We start from the raw sequence: 17,585 nt of genomic DNA, 5'->3' as shown, positions 1-17,585 counted from the left end.
AGTCGTCATATTAAAGGTGTAGCTTTCTAAAGTGGTCGAACATTCATGTTATGCACCGGGACGACAACTATGGACTTTCAGGCGATTCTTAAAATCGACAAAAGCGGGCGTCCTGTCCGTTGGATTAGCAAAGAAACTGCAACTCATTTAGTGTGTACAAACAAAGTGTTGTGGGCGTTTGGCGATCAAACTGTGGCGATGCGCGGAGGCTATAATCGTCTAGGGGAGCGTTCAGTTGTCTACTTGTCTCCGATTATGGCGGTCGATGGTTCTGTCTCTAAACACGCCATAAACATCCCTTTGATGAACAAATATCTATTTCGTCGCGATCAACATACTTGTATGTACTGCGGACAACATTTCTCGCGATTATCGCTGACGCGTGACCATATTCACCCGCGGTCGCGAGGCGGCAAGGATGTGTGGACTAACGTTGTATCAGCATGTAAACCCTGCAATCAGCGCAAAGGAGCGAGAACGCCTGAAGAAGCAAACATGCCTCTGCTCGCCGTGCCCTTCAAGCCCACGTTTTCAGAACTTTTGTATCTTCAAAATCACAGTATTTTGGATGATCAGATGGCGTATCTTAGAAAGGGGTTCAAGCATTTAGCGGGCGACTTTGCAGTGAGTGTTCGATAAGGCTGTTTTAACTCATCGCACTGACGAGATAGAAAGACTATAATTGGCGCTATATCCATAGCGTTGAACAATTGAATGTCAAAATCCGACCCAAATAAGTCGCAAAATCCTCCTTCCCAATCGAAACATGACCCTCATGCGGCGAAAGAAGCCGAAAAGTATGCGCAGCCTATTGCGAGCAGAGAGCATATCTTAGATTTGCTTGAGCAAAGTGGCGAAGCATTAACACATCCGCAAATTGCTCATGTTCTTGAAATCTCAGATCCCGAGGGTTTTGAAGCCTTACGTCGTCGTTTGATCGCGATGAGCCGTGATGGTCAGTTAGTTTGTAATCGTCGACAGCAATATCAGCCAGCCGCTCGAGTCGATTTCTTGAAAGGAATCGTCATAGGGCATCGCGATGGTTTTGGCTTTGTGAAACTCGAGAAAGGCGGGGATGATCTACTGTTGTCAGCGAAACAAATGCAAAGTGTGTTTGACGGTGACAGAGTGCTTGTTCGGGTTGATCACGTTGATGCGAAAGGTCGCGGTCATGCTGTGATCATGGAGGTCATTGAACGCAATACAAAAGATGTTGTTGGGCGCATTTTCTTTGAAAGTGGTTTGTGTTTTGTTGAAGTCGAAAGTGTTCGAGAGACTCAACAGGTTGTGGTTGCTCAAGAAGACACCTTAGGTGCGAAGCATGGGCAATATGTTGTTGCTAAAATCTTGCATCAGCCATCTAAACGAGAACACGCGACGGGTGAAGTTACCGAAGTGCTCGGGGATCACTTAGCACCGGGTATGGAGATCGAGGTAGCGATTCGTTCTTATAATATTCCTCATGAATGGCCGGAAGATTTAATCGCTCAGATTGAATCGTTTACACCAGAGGTTAGCGAGGCCGATAAATCTGGACGCATTGATTTAAGGGATCTTCCTTTAGTTACTATCGACGGTGAAGACGCACGAGACTTTGACGACGCTGTGTATTGCGAGCGCCGCGACGAAGGTGGTTGGCGTCTATATGTCGCGATTGCAGACGTTAGTCATTACGTTAATGTTGATAGCCCCTTAGATCATGAAGCGAACAAGCGCGCGACATCGGTATATTTTCCAGATCATGTCGTACCGATGCTACCGGAGTTGCTATCTAACGGCCTATGCTCTTTGAATCCTAAAGTTGATCGTCTATGTATGGTCTGCGAAATGGAGTTGAGCCCAGAGGGTAAAGTAGAAAAGAGTTATTTCTACGAGGCTGTTATGCATAGTCATGCTCGCATGACCTATAACCAAGTCGGCACGATTTTGGATGAGCCTGATAGTGTTGAAGGAATCCAATTATGCGAAGACTTTGCCGAGCGTTTACCGCAGATTTATGACCTTTTCGAGTTGTACCAAGCTTTAAGAAAACGCCGAACAGAACGTGGCGCGATCGATTTTGAAACAGTTGAAACGCAAATTATCTTTGGTGAAGAGCGCAAAATCGATGCGATCGTTCCTCGTGAACGAAATGATGCACATAAGATCATTGAAGAATGCATGCTATGTGCGAATGTGGCGACAGCGGAATTTCTAATCGCTGAGAAATTGCCTGCCTTATACCGTGTTCACGAGGGGCCGGGTGAACAGAAGCTCGAAAACTTACGCGCCTTCCTAAACGAGCAGGGCTTATTTTTGGGTGGAGGAGAAACCCCCAAGCCTGCTGATTATCAAGTCTTGTTTGAGCAGATCGCTAATCGTCCTGACTTTAGCGTGATTCAAACAATGATGCTGCGTTCGATGAGCCAAGCGGTATACAGCCCAGAAGAGAAAGGGCATTTTGGCCTAGCATACGAACACTACGCGCATTTTACTTCTCCTATCCGGCGTTACCCAGATTTGCTTGTCCACCGAGCGATTAAGTCGGTGATTTTTAGTGATAGAAAAACGGATCGTGTTCGACGTCATCCCGATCAGAATGGTGCACAGAAGTTTCTATATGACTTTGAGCGCATGCTCAATTTGGGTGAGCACTGCTCGATGGCTGAGCGCCGCGCAGACGAGGCAACTCGTGACGTTACAAACTGGCTTAAATGTGAGTATTTACAGCAACATCTTGGCGAAACATTCGAGGGCTTAATTGCCGCAGTGACGGGATTTGGTTTCTTTGTCGAGCTAGCCGATTTGTATGTTGAAGGGCTTGTGCATGTGGCGAGCCTCGAAGGTGATTACTATCAGTTTGATCAGCAGAAACAACGTTTAACTGGTGAACGTTCAGGTAAACGCTTTGCGTTAGGCGATAAAGTTCTCGTGCAAGTTGCAGCGATTAACTTAGAAGAACGCAAGATTGATCTTATTTTGGTGAGTCAAGGTAAGAGTGCCAAAGCTAGACGTGGCAAACGTACCGAAGATCGCCGAGATAAAAGTTCTCATCGTGGTAAAGGTGGTGCATCTCGACGCGGTGAGGCTGGTTTGTATGAGTCGAAAAGCGCTGGTGCCGGAAAACGTAAAGACCGTATAAGTGGTCATGAGAATTCGGGTAAACGCACTAAAAAATCTAACTCGGAGGCTCATCCTAAGTCTGCCAAACCATCCTTAAGTGGTAAGAAAATGGGCGGCAAGGATAAACTTAAATCGAAGAAAAAGGCGAAGCCTTTGAAAGTGGGGCAGGACCTGAATGCACCGAGTTTACCGAGCAATAAAGAAGTAGGTTTGCATGATGATGCGGCGCCGAGGCGTCGTGCGAAGCTAAGGCCTGTTGCGCAACCTAGAAAACGGAAAGTACAACCTGATGAGTAAGTTAGATACAGTTTTTGGTCTGCATGCGGTTGAGTCGCTGCTTGAAAAAGAAGCTGACAGCGTAAAGAGCCTTCTAGTGATGCAAGGGCGCGAGGATAAGCGCTTGCAGCGCGTGTTATCTCTTGCTGATAAGTCAGGAATTTCTTATAAGCTTTGCCCTCGAAGAGAACTTGATGATCTTGTGCGTGGTCGTCACCAAGGTATTGTCGCGCTTGTCGAGCCGAGTAAAGAACTTAATGACAACGATCTTGAAGTGTTGCTCGATGGCTTAGACGAGCCTCCGTTTTTATTGATCTTAGACTCAGTGACAGATCCGCATAATCTTGGCGCTTGCTTGCGCTCTGCTGATGCGGCAGGTGCACATGCTGTCATTACACCAAAAGATAAATCTGCACCTTTAAATGCTGTAGCGAAAAACGTTGCTTCGGGTGCTGCGGAACATGTGCCTTTGATTCGAGTGACTAATTTGGCGAGGAGCATGCGATCCTTGCAAGATCGTGGAATCTGGATAACCGGCGCTGCAGGTGAGGGCGCTTCGGATATTTATCAAACTGATTTTAATGGTCCAACCGCTATTGCTATGGGGGCCGAGGGAAGTGGCTTGCGCCGTCTCACGCGTGAACACTGCGATCAGCTGACAAAAATTCCGATGGCGGGCTCGGTAAGTAGTCTCAATGTCTCTGTGGCAACCGGTGTTTTCCTGTTTGAGGCGATGCGTCAAAGATCCTCTAACAAGTCATAAATTAGCGTCTATAGTTCATGCAATCTTTCAAATAAGGATTGCTTTTGAATGCTTCGACTACTGTTCCTTCTTCTATTTTCAACAAGCGCAATCGGCAGCACTGTTTCGGATATTAGTGCTGCTGCCGGTGAAACGACGAATCATGCCGCGAGCAATATAAAAGATTGGTATAGCGATGCGACGAATACTGCGCTGTTCAGTATTGGTGAGGCAGATATTACCGTTATTGATTTGGTGTGGGTAGTTGTCGTTCTGGTTGGGGCTTTTACCTTTTCATCCTTACTGCGTCGCTTCTTAAACCGCCTTACCGTTAAACATGAAAGCTTCTCAGTGTCAGGCATGTTTACGCTTGGCCGATTATTGCACTACCTGATTTTACTCATTGCCGTATTTTTGTGTTTTGCCTTACTGGGCATTGATTTTACGAAGTTAGCGATTGTCGCAGGTGCTTTGAGTGTCGGTGTTGGCTTTGGCTTGCAGTCTATCTTTAACAACTTTATTTCTGGTTTGATTCTACTGTTCGAGAGGCCAATAAAGGTTGGAGATTTAATTGAACTCGACTCGGGTACGCGAGGCAGAGTCAAAGCAATAAATGTTCGAAGTACTCAAATCACGACGTGGGATAACATTGATTTACTTGTCCCTAATTCGGAATTTATTTCAGGGAGAGTGATCAACTATACCTTGAGTGATGACGTGCGCCGTCTGCATATCCCTTTTGGTGTCGCTTATGGTTCTGATAAGGAAATTGTTAAACGCGCTGCTATTGAAGCTTCGCTCGAGCTGTCATGCACCATTAATCACGGGGCACACAAGCCAGATGTGTGGTTGATCAATTTTGGCGACAGTTCATTAGATTTTGAGTTAATTGTTTGGGTAAATGGAAATGAATTGCCTATCGATAAGCACCCAATTGGTATGTATTTGTGGGAGATCGAAACCAAACTCAGTGAGTACGAGATTGAAATACCATTTCCTCAACGTGATTTGCGTTTGCGTTCGATAGATAAAGAAGTTGTCAATGCGATACCAGAACGATCGCTGTGAGCTTAAAAATAGATAAGCACGCTATCGGTTTACTGGATAGCGTGCTGTACAGGCTACTTCAACAAGTTTAAAAGCGCGTCTGCAGTTGCGTGCGAAGATCCCGGGTTTTGGCCTGTCACTAGCAAACCATCCACTTCAATGTGTTCTTGCCAGTTTTCTTTCGCCGAGTATATACCGCCATTTGCTTTGAGCATTTCTTCTACAGAAAATGGTACGACCTCACTTAGCTCTACTGCTGCCTCTTCGCTATCAGAAAACCCCGTCACTTTTCGACCAGACACAATGTATTGTCCAGATTCATCTTTGGTTGATTTAAAAACAGCGGGGCCATGGCATACGGCGCCAATAGGTTTCTCTTGATTCCAGAATGTTTCAATCAAAGAAATCGATTTCTCGTCATTGGCGAGATCCCATAAAGGGCCGTGGCCGCCTGGATAAAAAATCGCATCAAAGTTTTCTGCATCCATATCGGTCAATACTTGAGTGTTAGCGATGAGTTCTTGTATGCCTTCGTCTTGATAATAACGCTCAGTTGTTTCGGTTTGTGCTTCTGGATTAGTGCTGCTCGGATCAATCGGCGCTGCCCCGCCTTTAGGTGACGCGATAACGATATCAGCGCCAGCATCTTTGAATGTGTAGTACGGGGTTGTGAACTCTTCTAGCCAAAGCCCTGTTGCATGACCCGTTTCGCCGAGTTGTGAATGTGATGTTAAAACCATTAGTACGCGCATCAATAAGTCTCCTGACAAATGAATATGTTTTCGAGCTTGAGATTAGGGTAGTCTTTGAAATAAGAGAAATTTAATGATTGCATATCAGGCATAAGAAATTTGGATATCAGAAATAAAGATATAAATCTTTTAGTGACATTTCACGCGGTATATCAAGAGTTGAATGTATCGAGAGCCGCTGAGCGTCTAGCTATTAGTCAGCCGGCTTTGAGCCAGCGTTTGAACAAACTAAGGTCAGAAATTGGTGACCCTTTGTTTGTAAAAACGCAGCGGGGTTTAACATCTACACCTAAAGCACACGAGTTAGCGCCAAAAATTGCACAGCTTGTCGATAAGCTTGAGGCTTTTTATTTGGATCTAGATGAGCAAGAGTTTCTTCATCGCACAGATCGGATTGTTATCTACAGTACGGACTATATGGAGCAGCGTTTATTGCCAACATTGCTCCCTTATGTTCAAGAACATGCGCCTAACTTAAGTCTAGTATTCAAAAATACAATGGGGCGTTTGCCTCGATCAGAACTAGAGAATGGCTTGTGTGATATTGCGATTGCGGGGTTTTATTCTGATTTGCCTGATTCATTTCGAACTCAGTACTTAGATACTGAGACGTTCAAAGTGTTGGTTGATCGCTCAAATAGTATTGTGGGTGATCAGCTTGATTTAGAAAGTTATTTGCGTTGTCACCATTTGGTCACGACTTTAACGGGAGATTTAAACGGGAATATCGATAAAGCCTTAAAACGTATGGGTAAAAAGAGAAATGTGATTGCAGGAGTATCGAGTTTCTTATCTCCGGCAAGTGTGGTCGTGCATTCCGATTTAGTGGTGACTTGTTTGGGTACGATCGCAGAAAAGGCATGTAAGTTATACCCTTCACTGCAAGTACACTCTTTGCCTTTGCCAGATCAATCAATTCGGATTAATCAGATATGGCATGAGCGCACTCAAAATGATCCCTTGCGCCAATGGTTAAGAGCTCAGATCAAAGACTTGATTTGATCTGAGCTCATTGAAGGTGAAGTCGATAAGTTGTGAGCGCGAATTCCATTGTTCAACTGATCTTATGATTTTTTTGTACTCAGTATTTCGCGATATTTTTGCATGATAATTAGCATCACAATACTCGCTAGGCGCTCGTATATATCGCTCATATGCGCTTTATTTGGAAGGTTGTCACGTAATACGTTTTGAATGGTTTTAAAGCGATCTGAGCCTGCGTGTTGATCTTGTTCTAGTGTTTGCATAACCAGCTTCATGATCGTCCCATAATCATCGCCCCCTAAGTCATGCATAATGTTGTTTGCATGTACTTCGAGTTCATTCGTAGACATCGACTTTAAAGCTGCTACGAGCTCTTTTTCATTGAGTTTAATGATGTCGTGATGAGAGAGTGTGGTCATAGTGGTCTCTATTTTTCTGCGCTTTTAAAGGTGCTGTTGTTAGGCGATCTGAGTAATGCTTTGGAACTTGCCTTGCTCGTTAAATTGAATAGCGAATGTTCCACTGATTCCATCATGTGTGGTGAAAGAGCTTAGGATATTGGCTGGAAATTGCACGCTACGGCCATCGCGAGACATAGCCCGAACAAGCTGCGACTCTCCTCGGTAGAGCCTGAGCCATTCCTCTCTTGATATGCGTAAATCAACAATAATCTGCTGCATGTCGTGCGTGATATAGGCTAAACGTGTTTTACGAACCAGTATCGTTCCCAGAATAATAGTACTTTTTCAGGGTATTTTGTTCGGCCTAGGCTGCCGTTATAGCGAGCGAGTGCTCGAATTAGATTACCTTTTTCTCGGTTAATGTAATGCTTAAGTATTGTGCATCCATAGCGTAAGTTAGTGGCTGTATCCATGAGGTTGTCTTCGGTTCGACCAATTTCATTTTTCCAGAATGGCATGACCTGCATTAGGCCTTGAGCACCCACGACGGAGATAGCAAAACGCTTGAATAAGCTCTCGACATGAATCACTGATAGAACGAGTTCGGGTTCAAGCCCTGCGCGCTTTGCTTCAGAGTGCACGAGCTTCAGAAAATCAACACGCTCTTTTGGGTCTTTGATGTAACGTTTTAACCTGCTCGACATATCGACTAGCCAAACTTCCGCGTCAAAGCGATCATCAAAGCTTGATGCATCGGTGACTGCTTCTTGTAATAGCTTGGTTAGTTCGGTATCGGGTTCTTGTATGGCCCAACCAAGAACGGGCAGCCATAGTAAAATGGCCGCCAGAACAATGCGATAAATGCGATATAAAGCTTGTTTATGCAAGACCAAGCCTATTACAAATTTCCTCTACTGCACTATCGACAGAGAATTCTTGGTTTTCAGCATCTGAACGGCCTTTATATTCGAGTGTGCCGTTCTTCAGACCTCGATCACTGATCACTACGCGATGCGGAATACCTATCAATTCCATGTCAGCGAACTTGAAGCCTGGGCGCTCGTTTCTATCGTCCATTAGCACATCGATACCTTTGGCTTTAAGCGCTTCATACAGCTCTTCAGTTTTTTCTGCGACAGCTTCGGATTTATGCATATTTAAAGGCACGAGGGCGAGATCAAAAGGCGCCATAGCTTGTGGCCAGATAATGCCATTGTCGTCGTTGTTTTGCTCGATTGCAGAGGCGACGATGCGTGAAACGCCAATGCCGTAGCACCCCATTTCCATAATTTTGGCTTTACCATTTTCATCGAGCACAGAAGCATTCATGGCTGAGCTGTATTTATCTCCAAGCTTGAAGATGTGTCCCACTTCGATGCCACGCTTAATAACGAGTGACCCTTTACCGTCAGGGCTTGCATCGCCTTCAACAACATTGCGAAGGTCTGCGATTGTGTTGAGTGCGACATCTCTTTCCCAATTAACGCCAGTTAAATGGAAACCTGTTTTGTTTGCGCCGCAGCAGAAATCTGAAAGATGCGCAGCACTGCGATCCACGACTGTTAATATGTCTAAACCGATAGGGCCTAGTGAACCAACTTTTGCATTTAGTTCTTTCTCGATACGTTCTTCCGGTGCAAATTGTAACGGAGATGCGACCCCTTCAATTTTTTCGGCTTTGATATCGTTCAGTTCGTGATCGCCACGTAGAACAAGCGCTACCAAAGGCGCTTCGGCATCGTCTTCGCCTTCAGGTGCTTCGCCTAGCACAATGAGCGTTTTCACGCATTGTTCTGCGCTGATATTAAGCGCTTCAGCTACTTCAGCAATTGTATTCTGTTCTGGTGTCGCAACCTCAGCCATATCCTGACTTGGCGCATTACGCTCTCCAGTAGGTGCTAGAGCTTCGGCCATTTCTATATTTGCGGCATAGCTGCTTTCTGTTGAGAAAGCGATGTCATCTTCGCCTGAACCAGCTAGCACATGGAATTCATGAGAAGAACTGCCACCAATGCTCCCTGAATCGGCTTGTACTGGACGAAAATCAAGGCCTAATCGCTCGAATATACGAACATATGCCGCATGCATTTGCTCGTAGGTCTCGTCTAATGATTCCTTGTTTACGTGAAACGAGTAAGCGTCTTTCATGACAAACTCGCGTGCGCGCATCACGCCAAAACGTGGGCGGCGCTCGTCACGGAATTTGGTTTGGATCTGATAAAAGTTAGCAGGTAGCTGTTTGTAGCTTTTTAGTTCATCGCGAATGATGTCAGTGATAACTTCTTCGTGCGTTGGGCCAAGGCAAAAATCGCGTTCGTGACGGTCTTTAATACGAAGTAATTCTCCTCCATATTGTTGCCAGCGCCCAGACTCTTCCCATAGTTCAGCTGGTTGAACAACTGGCATCAAAAGCTCTTGTGCACCTGCTCGATCCATTTCTTCTCGAACGATATGTTCGACCTTTCGTAGCACTCGCAAGCCCATGGGGAGCCAATTGTATAAACCAGATGCGAGTTTACGAATCAAACCTGCTCGCAGCATGAGTTGGTGGCTAATAACTTCAGCGTCAGATGGGGTTTCTTTTTGAGTTGCGATAAGGAATCGGCTAGCGCGCATTTGCTGTGATTGTCCTGTAGTAGAGATAGTCAGTTAACGTGATCAAGTATTGCCATGTATGAGAGGGCAGGTGATCGTATTGCTCAATGGCGCTTATTTTAAAGAGCCTGAGACTAATCGTATAGTCTAAGTTTGAATAACAAGAGAACATTTAATATGGCCTTACAAGCAGAAGAAGTTCAAAGCTTGATTCGCGCATGGATCCCCATGGCTGAAGAAATTGATTTGCGCGTAGAAACGATTGAAGAGGGATTCTCAAGAATTCGTATCCCATTTGACGACAAAAATAAGCGCCCTGGTGGGAGTGTATCCGGCCCAGTTCTAATGGCTGCTGGTGATACCGCGATGTATGTCGCGATTTTAGGTTCTATGGGCAAGGTCGCGATGGCGGTTACGAGTAATTTGAATATTAACTTTATGCAGCGCCCAGGCGAGGAAGATATTATTGCTGAAGGTAAAATTCTAAAGTTAGGTAAATGTATCGCTTACTGTGAAGTTGATATTGTTACTTCGGAATCAAAAGAGCTAGTGGCCCATGTAACAGGGAGCTACGCATTACCGCCCAATTAACGGTACAGAAGGGTCGAGCGCTTCTTCATTGAATATGAATCGATTACGACCTTGATCTTTTGCTTCATACAACGCACTGTCTGCGCGTTTTACAAGGTCTGCGCGGTCTTGGTTTGGGTGAGGGTATGCCGTTGCACCGCCGATAGAACATGTGATTTGAACTTTCTTTTCATCATGCTCAAAGTGCAGTTCAGCTACTTTTCTGGTTAAACGTTCTGCGATTGTTGATGCGCCTTCTTCGCCAGTGTTAGGAAGTAATAATATAAACTCCTCACCGCCGTATCGTGCAACGCAATCTGCAGGGCGCATAAGTGTTTCTGACAAGCAGCTCGCGACTTTGATTAGAACTTCATCGCCAAAGATATGGCCATAGTTATCATTAATCTGTTTAAAGTAATCGAGATCTACCATCAATATGGATAGGCATGATTTCAAGCGAGCACCTCTTTGCCATTCTTTTTCAAACTCGGCATCGAAAAACATTCTGTTTTTGATTTGAGTGAGAGGGTCAGTGACGCTTAGTTTTTCAAGTTCTTTGGCGCGTTCTTCGGCAATAAGATTGTTTGAAATAGCTTGCCAATAATCATGCTCGGCTGATTTTGAGGCAATTAAAATATATCCCCATGACGTGACCATTAAGCCTGCATATAAGAGGTCATTAGCGTTTTGATTCCATAAGAAATAGATAATGCTTGGATAAAATAAAACGACTGGATAAAGTTTTCGAATGAGTGGAGAGATGCTTAAAGTGCTGGTTCCCCCCATTGCGAAGGCGGCTAGAACAATGAGCATCGGTGGCTCAATGTTCGTCAATTCGCTGTCATAGAAAATCCACGCGCTCATCAATCCCCAGTGCAACGCCGCAAGAAGAATGCTTGTTGTAAGCCACATCTCTAAGAAGTTGACGTTATGTTTGTCTACTTGTTTTCGTAGAAATAGATGGGTTAAGCGAGTGATAAATATTAAGACAATCAGACCGCTATTGATTTGGAAGAATAGAGGGCTTGATTCATGCAGATTAAGCGAGAACGCAATGGCAAACCAAACGATGGCATAAATAAAAATGCCTGGTTTTGCTCGATTTGCTAAATCATTGAATGCTTTTATACGTAGAACACTGTAATAATCTGTATCGCTCATTTGAAGAGCTATGCCTCGCTATTTTTATAATTTAGTGCTCAGCCGGTAATATTAGTGCACTTATCATGATGAGCTAAGCCCAACCGACTGATAGCGCTAAGTTTAGCATAGGCTACTAATTCGGCTGATAAGAATGGTAGATATGTGATCATGTTGGCTTGTGGTACGATTTTTCTACAATGCATTGAGGGTAGTTTCAGTGTTTCGTTTGTTGATTCCAGTGATTGTTTTGATTGCAATCATCCTATTTGTGAAAGCTTATAATTCGGGTTCTCCTCAACGAAGAAAGAAGCTTGTTTTTGGCTTTTTGTTTAGCGTGCTATTTGCTGGTGTGTTGTTTTTGACATTAACCGGTCGACTGCATTACATCGCTGCGGTTGTGACAGGTTTAATCCCTTTTGCTCGACGTATTTATCCTTTACTGCGCTATGTGCCTGTTTTACGAAGGTTCGTGTCTGAAAGAAGGAAGGGAAAGCAAGATAAAGATGAGTCTGGTGACGAACTTAAAAAAGCGACGATTACCACGAGAGATGATGCGCTCAAGGTATTGGGATTAGCTGAAGGCGCGAGCAAGCAGGAAATTGTAGATGCGCATCGTAAGCTAATGCAGAAATGTCATCCTGATAGGGGAGGCAATGATTTCTTGGCTGCGCAACTAAATCAAGCCAAAGACATCTTATTATCTTAAAAAAGTTCTTGCTGAGGGTGTTCCGTTTTCTGGACTTTTAAGCGCAACTCTCCTTCTTTGACTTTGGCGGTCAGCACTTCGTTATGTTCCACTTGATCTGGCGATACAATCGCCTTTTTTTCATTGTTCAGTAGGACGCTATACCCTCGATCCATTGTTGCTAAAGGACTGACAAGATTAAGTTTGTTGGCAGCTAAGCTCAGTTGATGCTCTTGTTGGGACATAACTCTTTGTATTATGTCGGAGAGTTTTTGAGAAAGATGCTGGGTCTTGTGCTTAGCTTGAGCGAGTTGCAACTTCGGGTGGAATCGCTCTAGTCGCCCCTCTATTTTGCTTATCGATACTGCATTGTTTTGAATTTTCGTTTGCGCGGCTTGATGTAAGCGACCAACCAAATTTTCTGCGTGTAATCGTTTTTGGGCGAGTAAGTAACTCGGACTTTGCAGTCGATTACGATGCGTATTCAAGATCTGCTGAGATTGGTGAAGTTTGTTTCGCAACAAAAACTGTAATCGACGATGTTGATCATCTAATTTTTGGGTGAGCTCATACTGATCTGGTGTGATGTATTCTGCCGCAGCAGAAGGTGTGGGGGCGCGCATGTCTGCAACCATATCGGCAATGGATACATCGACTTCGTGCCCAACCGCACTCACAATTGGCAATGCACTATCAAAGATTGCACGAGCAACAACTTCTTCATTGAATGCCCATAAGTCTTCTAAAGAGCCACCTCCACGGCCTACGATCAATACATCTGCAATCTGTTTATCATTTGCGAGTTGGATTGCTTTTGCGATTTCTTGTGCAGCGCCTTCGCCTTGCACTTTGACAGGGATTAATATTATTTCCAATCCTGGAAAGCGGCGCTTCGTAACGTGGATGATGTCGTGTATGACGGCTCCCGAACGAGATGTAATGACACAAACGCGCTTAGCCATTTGAGGAATTGGTTTTTTATGCTGTCTGTCAAAAAGACCTTCTTGATTTAGCTTAAGCTTCAAAGCGTCAAATGCGGCTTGAAGTGCGCCGAGCCCAGCTGGCTCCATGCTATCGACGATCAGTTGATAATCGCCGCGACCTTCATATAGGCTGAGTTTCCCACGAACAATAACTTCATCACCGTCTTTTGGTTGGAAGCGTAGTCGTTGATTGGCACCGCGAAACATGGCACAGCGAATTTGCGCTTTTTGGTCTTTTAAAGAAAAGTACCAATGGCCTGAACTTGGTCTTGCAAGGCCGCTAAGCTCACCGCTTACCCATACTTGTGCGTAACTGACTTCAAGCATTCGTTTAACTTGGCGATTCAGTTCTGAGACGCTAAGTGCGGTCGGTTTATTGTTGGTGGCTTCTTGAGGGAGCATAGCGGGCTTATGTTGACCAGTTGGTTATGAAAAGTCTATATAAATTAGTGATTTACAGCAAGTTGCTAGGGCGACTATAATAAACCGCTTTTCTCGGCAAGGCTAAGGAATCCTCCCTATGTTGCGAATAGCTCAAGACGCATTAACTTTTGACGACGTCCTACTCATTCCTGGGTATTCGGAAGTCCTTCCCAACCAAGTGTCGCTCAAAACTCGACTCACTCGTAATATCGACCTCAATATCCCTTTATTGTCCGCGGCGATGGATACTGTTACCGAAGCGAATCTCGCGATTGCGATGGCTCAGGAAGGTGGTATCGGGATTGTTCACAAAAATATGACCGTTGAGGAACAAGCTGCAACGGTAAAAGCCGTTAAAAAATTCGAAAGTGGCGTGGTGAAAGACCCCATTACTGTATCGCCTCATAATACTGTCCGCGAAGTATTAGAGATTACTGCAGCAAACAAAATCTCAGGCCTCCCAGTTGTCGATGGCAAGGACTTACTTGGAATTGTAACTGGACGCGATATTCGTTTTGAAAGCCGTCTAGATACTAAAGTGTCAGAAATCATGACGCCGAAAGAACGATTGGTGACTGTGAAAGAAGGCGAGACAAGTGATGCCATTAAAGATATGTTGCATAAAAATCGTATCGAAAAGGTTTTGGTTGTTAATGACGACTTTGAATTAAAAGGGCTTGTCACGGTTAAAGACATTCAAAAGTCTCAAGATTATCCAAACGCAAGCAAAGATGAGTATGGCCAGCTTCGTGTTGGTGCTGCTGTTGGTACGGGTGAAGGGACAGAAGAGCGTGTTGCTGCGCTCGTTGCAGCAGGTGTCGACGTGATTGTAGTCGATACCGCACACGGTCATTCGAAGGGCGTGCTTGATCGTGTCCGTTGGGTAAAAGATAACTACCCTCAAGTTGACGTTATTGGCGGTAATATTGCGACGGCAGAGGCTGCAATTGCCTTAGCTGAAGCGGGCGCCGATGCTGTGAAAGTCGGGATTGGCCCTGGTTCGATTTGTACCACTCGAATTGTTGCAGGTATTGGCGTTCCTCAAATTTCTGCCATTGCAAACGTGGCTGAAGCCCTGCAACCACTTGGTATTCCGCTTATCGCAGATGGGGGTATTCGTTTTTCTGGTGATGTGGCAAAAGCGATTGTTGCTGGAGCTAGCACGATCATGATTGGCAGTTTGTTGGCTGGTACTGATGAGGCGCCTGGTGAGATTGAGTTATATCAAGGTCGTAGCTACAAAGCATATCGTGGCATGGGCTCATTAGGTGCAATGGGACAAGCTCAAGGTTCGAGCGATCGTTATTTCCAAGACGCGAAATCTGGTGTCGACAAACTCGTGCCAGAAGGTATTGAAGGACGAGTTGCGTGTAAGGGACCAATGACTGCTATTATCCATCAACTTATGGGCGGTTTGCGTTCTAGTATGGGGTATACAGGCAGCGCGGATATTGAAGAAATGCGCACTAAACCTGAATTTACAAAGATTACTGCAGCAGGGATGAAGGAAAGTCATGTTCATGATGTAACAATTACCAAGGAAGCGCCTAACTACCGCGTCGGTTGATAAGTAGAGTGAAGTTTTAAGTAACAACAATCGGGAGTCAGCGGCTCCCGATTGTTTTTTAAGGTATTAAAAAGTATGTCTAGTTCTGAATCTGTATCGCAAAACATTCATGCACATCGTGTGCTTATTTTAGATTTTGGTTCTCAATACACTCAGCTTATTGCTCGTCGTGTTCGTGAAATTGGTGTGTTTTGTGAGATTCGCGCATTTGATATGAGCGACGAAGAGATCAAAGAGTATCAGCCTAAAGCGATTATTCTCGCAGGTGGTCCTGAGTCTGTAACCGGCGATAACACCCCTAGAGCCCCGCAAGCTGTGTTTGACTTAGGTGTACCGGTTCTTGGTATTTGCTATGGCATGCAAACCATGGCGGAACAATTAGGTGGTCGTGTTGAAAGCTCAGAAGTTCGCGAATTTGGTTATGCACAAATTGAAGTAGTAGGTAATAGCCGTTTGTTTGCTGATGTACGCGATCATCTTGGTGAGAATGGTGAGTCTCTACTTGATGTTTGGATGAGCCATGGCGATAAAGTTGTAGAAATCCCAGAAGGCTTTGAGTTGATGGCGCTAACGCCTTCTTGCCCTGTTGCGGGGATGTGCGATGAATCTCGCAATTTCTTCGGGGTACAGTTCCACCCAGAAGTAACGCATACTCTTCAAGGTAAGCGTATTTTAGAACACTTTGTGCTCGAGATTGCGCAGTGTGATGCGCTTTGGACGCCAAGCAAAATTGTAGCGGATGCAATTGAGACGATTAGAGAGCAAGTGGGTAGTGATCACGTGTTGCTTGGTTTATCGGGTGGTGTTGATTCATCTGTTGTCGCTGCTTTATTGCACAAGGCGATTGGCGATCAATTGACCTGTGTGTTCGTTGATAATGGCTTGTTGCGTTTGCACGAGGGCGATCAAGTCATGCAAATGTTCGCGAAAAACATGGGCGTTAAAGTGATTCGCGCAGACGCGGCTGATTTATTCTTAAGTCGCCTCGAGGGCGCATCAGACCCAGAAGATAAGCGCAAGATTATTGGTAACACGTTCATCGAAGTGTTCGATGAAGAGTCAGCCAAAATCGAGAATGTTAAGTGGTTGGCGCAAGGCACTATTTATCCTGACGTTATCGAATCTGCAGCATCGAAGACAGGCAAAGCACATGTTATTAAGTCGCACCACAACGTAGGTGGCTTGCCAGAAGACATGAAGCTCAAACTTGTAGAGCCATTGCGTGAGCTGTTCAAAGATGAGGTGCGTAAGATTGGTCTCGAATTGGGCTTGCCTTACGACATGGTTTATCGTCATCCCTTCCCAGGCCCGGGTTTAGGTGTTCGTATTTTGGGTGAAGTCAAAAAAGAGTACGCGGATTTATTGCGTCTTGCGGACAATATCTTTATTGAAGAATTACACCGTCACGACTTGTACCACAAAACAAGCCAAGCCTTTGCAGTATTCCTACCAGTGAAATCTGTAGGTGTTGTTGGAGATGCGCGTCGTTATGAATACGTGATTGCGCTTCGGGCAGTAGAAACAATTGATTTCATGACCGCGCGATGGGCTCACTTGCCGTATGAGTTTTTAGAGTTAGTTTCTAATCGAATTATTAACGAAATCTCTGGTGTGTCGCGCGTGACTTATGATATTTCGTCTAAGCCACCTGCAACAATTGAGTGGGAATAATTCGTTATTCAGATCAACTAGAAAGATACTCATCATGAAAAAAGACGATGTTTTCTGGATGCAAAAGGCCTTGGCTCTGGCCGAGCAAGCTGCTGGAAATCAGGAAGTTCCTGTAGGGGCTGTTGTTGTCATAGATGATGAGATTGTAGGGCAGGGTTGCAATGCGCCAATTGGCAGTTGCGACCCGACAGCCCATGCAGAAGTTCTGGCAATTAGGGATGCCTGCGAACGTGTTGGTAATTATCGACTCCCTGAAGCGACCCTATATGTCACCATAGAGCCATGCACCATGTGCACCGGAGCGATTGTTCATGCACGTTTAAAGCGCGTCGTGTTTGGTGCTATTGAGCCAAAAGCTGGAGCGGTTGTTAGTCAGAATCAATTGTTAGATCACCCCGCGATGAATACTTCTGTTGAGGTGACACAGGGAGTGTTAGCCGAAGAGTCGAGTCGTCTTATTTCTTCATTTTTTGCTTTGCGTCGCGAAAAAAAGAAAGCTCTTAAGCAAGCTGCGAAGTCTTAGATATACTTTTATTAAGCTAGAAGTAAATAAACTCTGAATCTGTAAATTAAGTTGGAATTAAGGAAGAGCCATGAAGGTGTTGGTGACCGGAGGAGCTGGTTATATTGGAAGCCATGTTGTT

General features: G+C 44.9%; 17 protein-coding genes. 10 read left to right on the top strand and 7 right to left on the bottom strand.

Annotated elements, in window-relative coordinates; translation table 11 throughout:
- The first annotated feature begins 69 nt into the window (after positions 1–69).
- From A3762_RS19435 to A3762_RS19420, 4 genes are all read left to right on the top strand, one after another.
- The gene (locus A3762_RS19435; protein WP_068500624.1) at positions 70–639 is read left to right on the top strand and encodes an HNH endonuclease; all 570 of its coding nucleotides are present in this window, start codon (positions 70–72) and stop codon (positions 637–639) included.
- A gap of 75 nt (positions 640–714) precedes the next feature.
- Positions 715–3,399, top strand: a complete 2,685-nt coding sequence (rnr, locus tag A3762_RS19430) for a ribonuclease R (protein ID WP_068757191.1) — start codon at positions 715–717, stop codon at positions 3,397–3,399.
- The gene (rlmB, locus tag A3762_RS19425; RefSeq protein WP_068476389.1) at positions 3,392–4,141 is read left to right on the top strand and encodes a 23S rRNA (guanosine(2251)-2'-O)-methyltransferase RlmB; all 750 of its coding nucleotides are present in this window, start codon (positions 3,392–3,394) and stop codon (positions 4,139–4,141) included. The genes rnr and rlmB overlap by 8 nt, the downstream gene beginning before the upstream one ends.
- A gap of 48 nt (positions 4,142–4,189) precedes the next feature.
- Positions 4,190–5,188, top strand: a complete 999-nt coding sequence (locus A3762_RS19420; protein ID WP_082869250.1) for a mechanosensitive ion channel family protein — start codon at positions 4,190–4,192, stop codon at positions 5,186–5,188.
- A gap of 53 nt (positions 5,189–5,241) precedes the next feature.
- Here the strand turns inward: A3762_RS19420 and A3762_RS19415 are convergent, their stop codons facing one another.
- Complete coding sequence (locus A3762_RS19415; protein WP_068757181.1) at positions 5,242–5,919, bottom strand: type 1 glutamine amidotransferase domain-containing protein; 678 nt, start codon at positions 5,917–5,919, stop codon at positions 5,242–5,244.
- Between the two features lie 99 nt (positions 5,920–6,018).
- Here A3762_RS19415 and A3762_RS19410 point away from each other — a divergent pair, with 99 nt between their 5' ends.
- Complete coding sequence (locus A3762_RS19410; protein ID WP_068757179.1) at positions 6,019–6,921, top strand: LysR family transcriptional regulator; 903 nt, start codon at positions 6,019–6,021, stop codon at positions 6,919–6,921.
- Between the two features lie 62 nt (positions 6,922–6,983).
- Here the strand turns inward: A3762_RS19410 and A3762_RS19405 are convergent, their stop codons facing one another.
- From A3762_RS19405 to A3762_RS19390, 4 genes are read right to left on the bottom strand one after another with little or no spacing between them, the layout of a single operon-like run.
- Positions 6,984–7,322 carry a hypothetical protein gene (locus A3762_RS19405; RefSeq protein ID WP_068476383.1) on the bottom strand — a complete coding sequence of 113 codons (339 nt, stop codon included), beginning with the start codon at positions 7,320–7,322 and terminating at the stop codon, positions 6,984–6,986.
- Positions 7,323–7,361: 39 nt separating this feature from the next.
- Positions 7,362–7,583, bottom strand: coding sequence for a DUF2835 domain-containing protein (locus A3762_RS19400; protein ID WP_068476381.1), 222 nt, complete (start codon positions 7,581–7,583; stop codon positions 7,362–7,364).
- A 17-nt stretch (positions 7,584–7,600) separates the two neighbouring features.
- Complete coding sequence (locus A3762_RS19395) at positions 7,601–8,191, bottom strand: lytic transglycosylase domain-containing protein (RefSeq protein WP_068476637.1); 591 nt, start codon at positions 8,189–8,191, stop codon at positions 7,601–7,603.
- Positions 8,184–9,920: a proline--tRNA ligase gene (locus tag A3762_RS19390; protein WP_068476379.1), complete on the bottom strand. Its 1,737-nt coding sequence runs from the start codon at positions 9,918–9,920 to the stop codon at positions 8,184–8,186. The genes A3762_RS19395 and A3762_RS19390 overlap by 8 nt, the downstream gene beginning before the upstream one ends.
- Positions 9,921–10,076: 156 nt before the next feature.
- On the opposite strand from A3762_RS19390, the gene A3762_RS19385 reads away from it, so the two are divergent.
- Positions 10,077–10,490, top strand: coding sequence for a PaaI family thioesterase (locus A3762_RS19385; protein WP_068500914.1), 414 nt, complete (start codon positions 10,077–10,079; stop codon positions 10,488–10,490).
- Here the strand turns inward: A3762_RS19385 and A3762_RS19380 are convergent.
- Positions 10,476–11,630, bottom strand: coding sequence for a GGDEF domain-containing protein (locus A3762_RS19380; protein WP_068476376.1), 1,155 nt, complete (start codon positions 11,628–11,630; stop codon positions 10,476–10,478). The two genes, A3762_RS19385 and A3762_RS19380, sit on opposite strands and share 15 nt — an antisense overlap.
- Before the next feature lie 199 nt (positions 11,631–11,829).
- Here A3762_RS19380 and A3762_RS19375 point away from each other — a divergent pair, with 199 nt between their 5' ends.
- Complete coding sequence (locus A3762_RS19375; protein WP_068476373.1) at positions 11,830–12,318, top strand: DnaJ domain-containing protein; 489 nt, start codon at positions 11,830–11,832, stop codon at positions 12,316–12,318.
- Here the strand turns inward: A3762_RS19375 and xseA are convergent.
- The gene (xseA, locus tag A3762_RS19370; RefSeq protein ID WP_068757177.1) at positions 12,315–13,682 is read right to left on the bottom strand and encodes an exodeoxyribonuclease VII large subunit; all 1,368 of its coding nucleotides are present in this window, start codon (positions 13,680–13,682) and stop codon (positions 12,315–12,317) included. The two genes, A3762_RS19375 and xseA, sit on opposite strands and share 4 nt — an antisense overlap.
- A 118-nt stretch (positions 13,683–13,800) precedes the next feature.
- On the opposite strand from xseA, the gene guaB reads away from it, so the two are divergent.
- From guaB to tadA, 3 genes are all read left to right on the top strand, one after another.
- Positions 13,801–15,270 carry an IMP dehydrogenase gene (gene guaB / locus A3762_RS19365; protein WP_068476370.1) on the top strand — a complete coding sequence of 490 codons (1,470 nt, stop codon included), beginning with the start codon at positions 13,801–13,803 and terminating at the stop codon, positions 15,268–15,270.
- 75 nt (positions 15,271–15,345) lie between these two features.
- Entirely contained in the window at positions 15,346–16,941 is a 1,596-nt protein-coding gene (gene guaA, locus A3762_RS19360) for a glutamine-hydrolyzing GMP synthase (RefSeq protein WP_068476367.1), read from the top strand.
- Between the two features lie 34 nt (positions 16,942–16,975).
- On the top strand, positions 16,976–17,464 hold the full coding sequence (gene tadA / locus A3762_RS19355) for a tRNA adenosine(34) deaminase TadA (protein ID WP_068476365.1): 489 nt from the start codon (positions 16,976–16,978) through the stop codon (positions 17,462–17,464).
- Positions 17,465–17,585 lie beyond the last annotated feature (121 nt).

The organism is Oleiphilus sp. HI0125, assembly GCF_001635355.1.
This window is presented reverse-complemented; position numbering and strand designations above follow the sequence as displayed.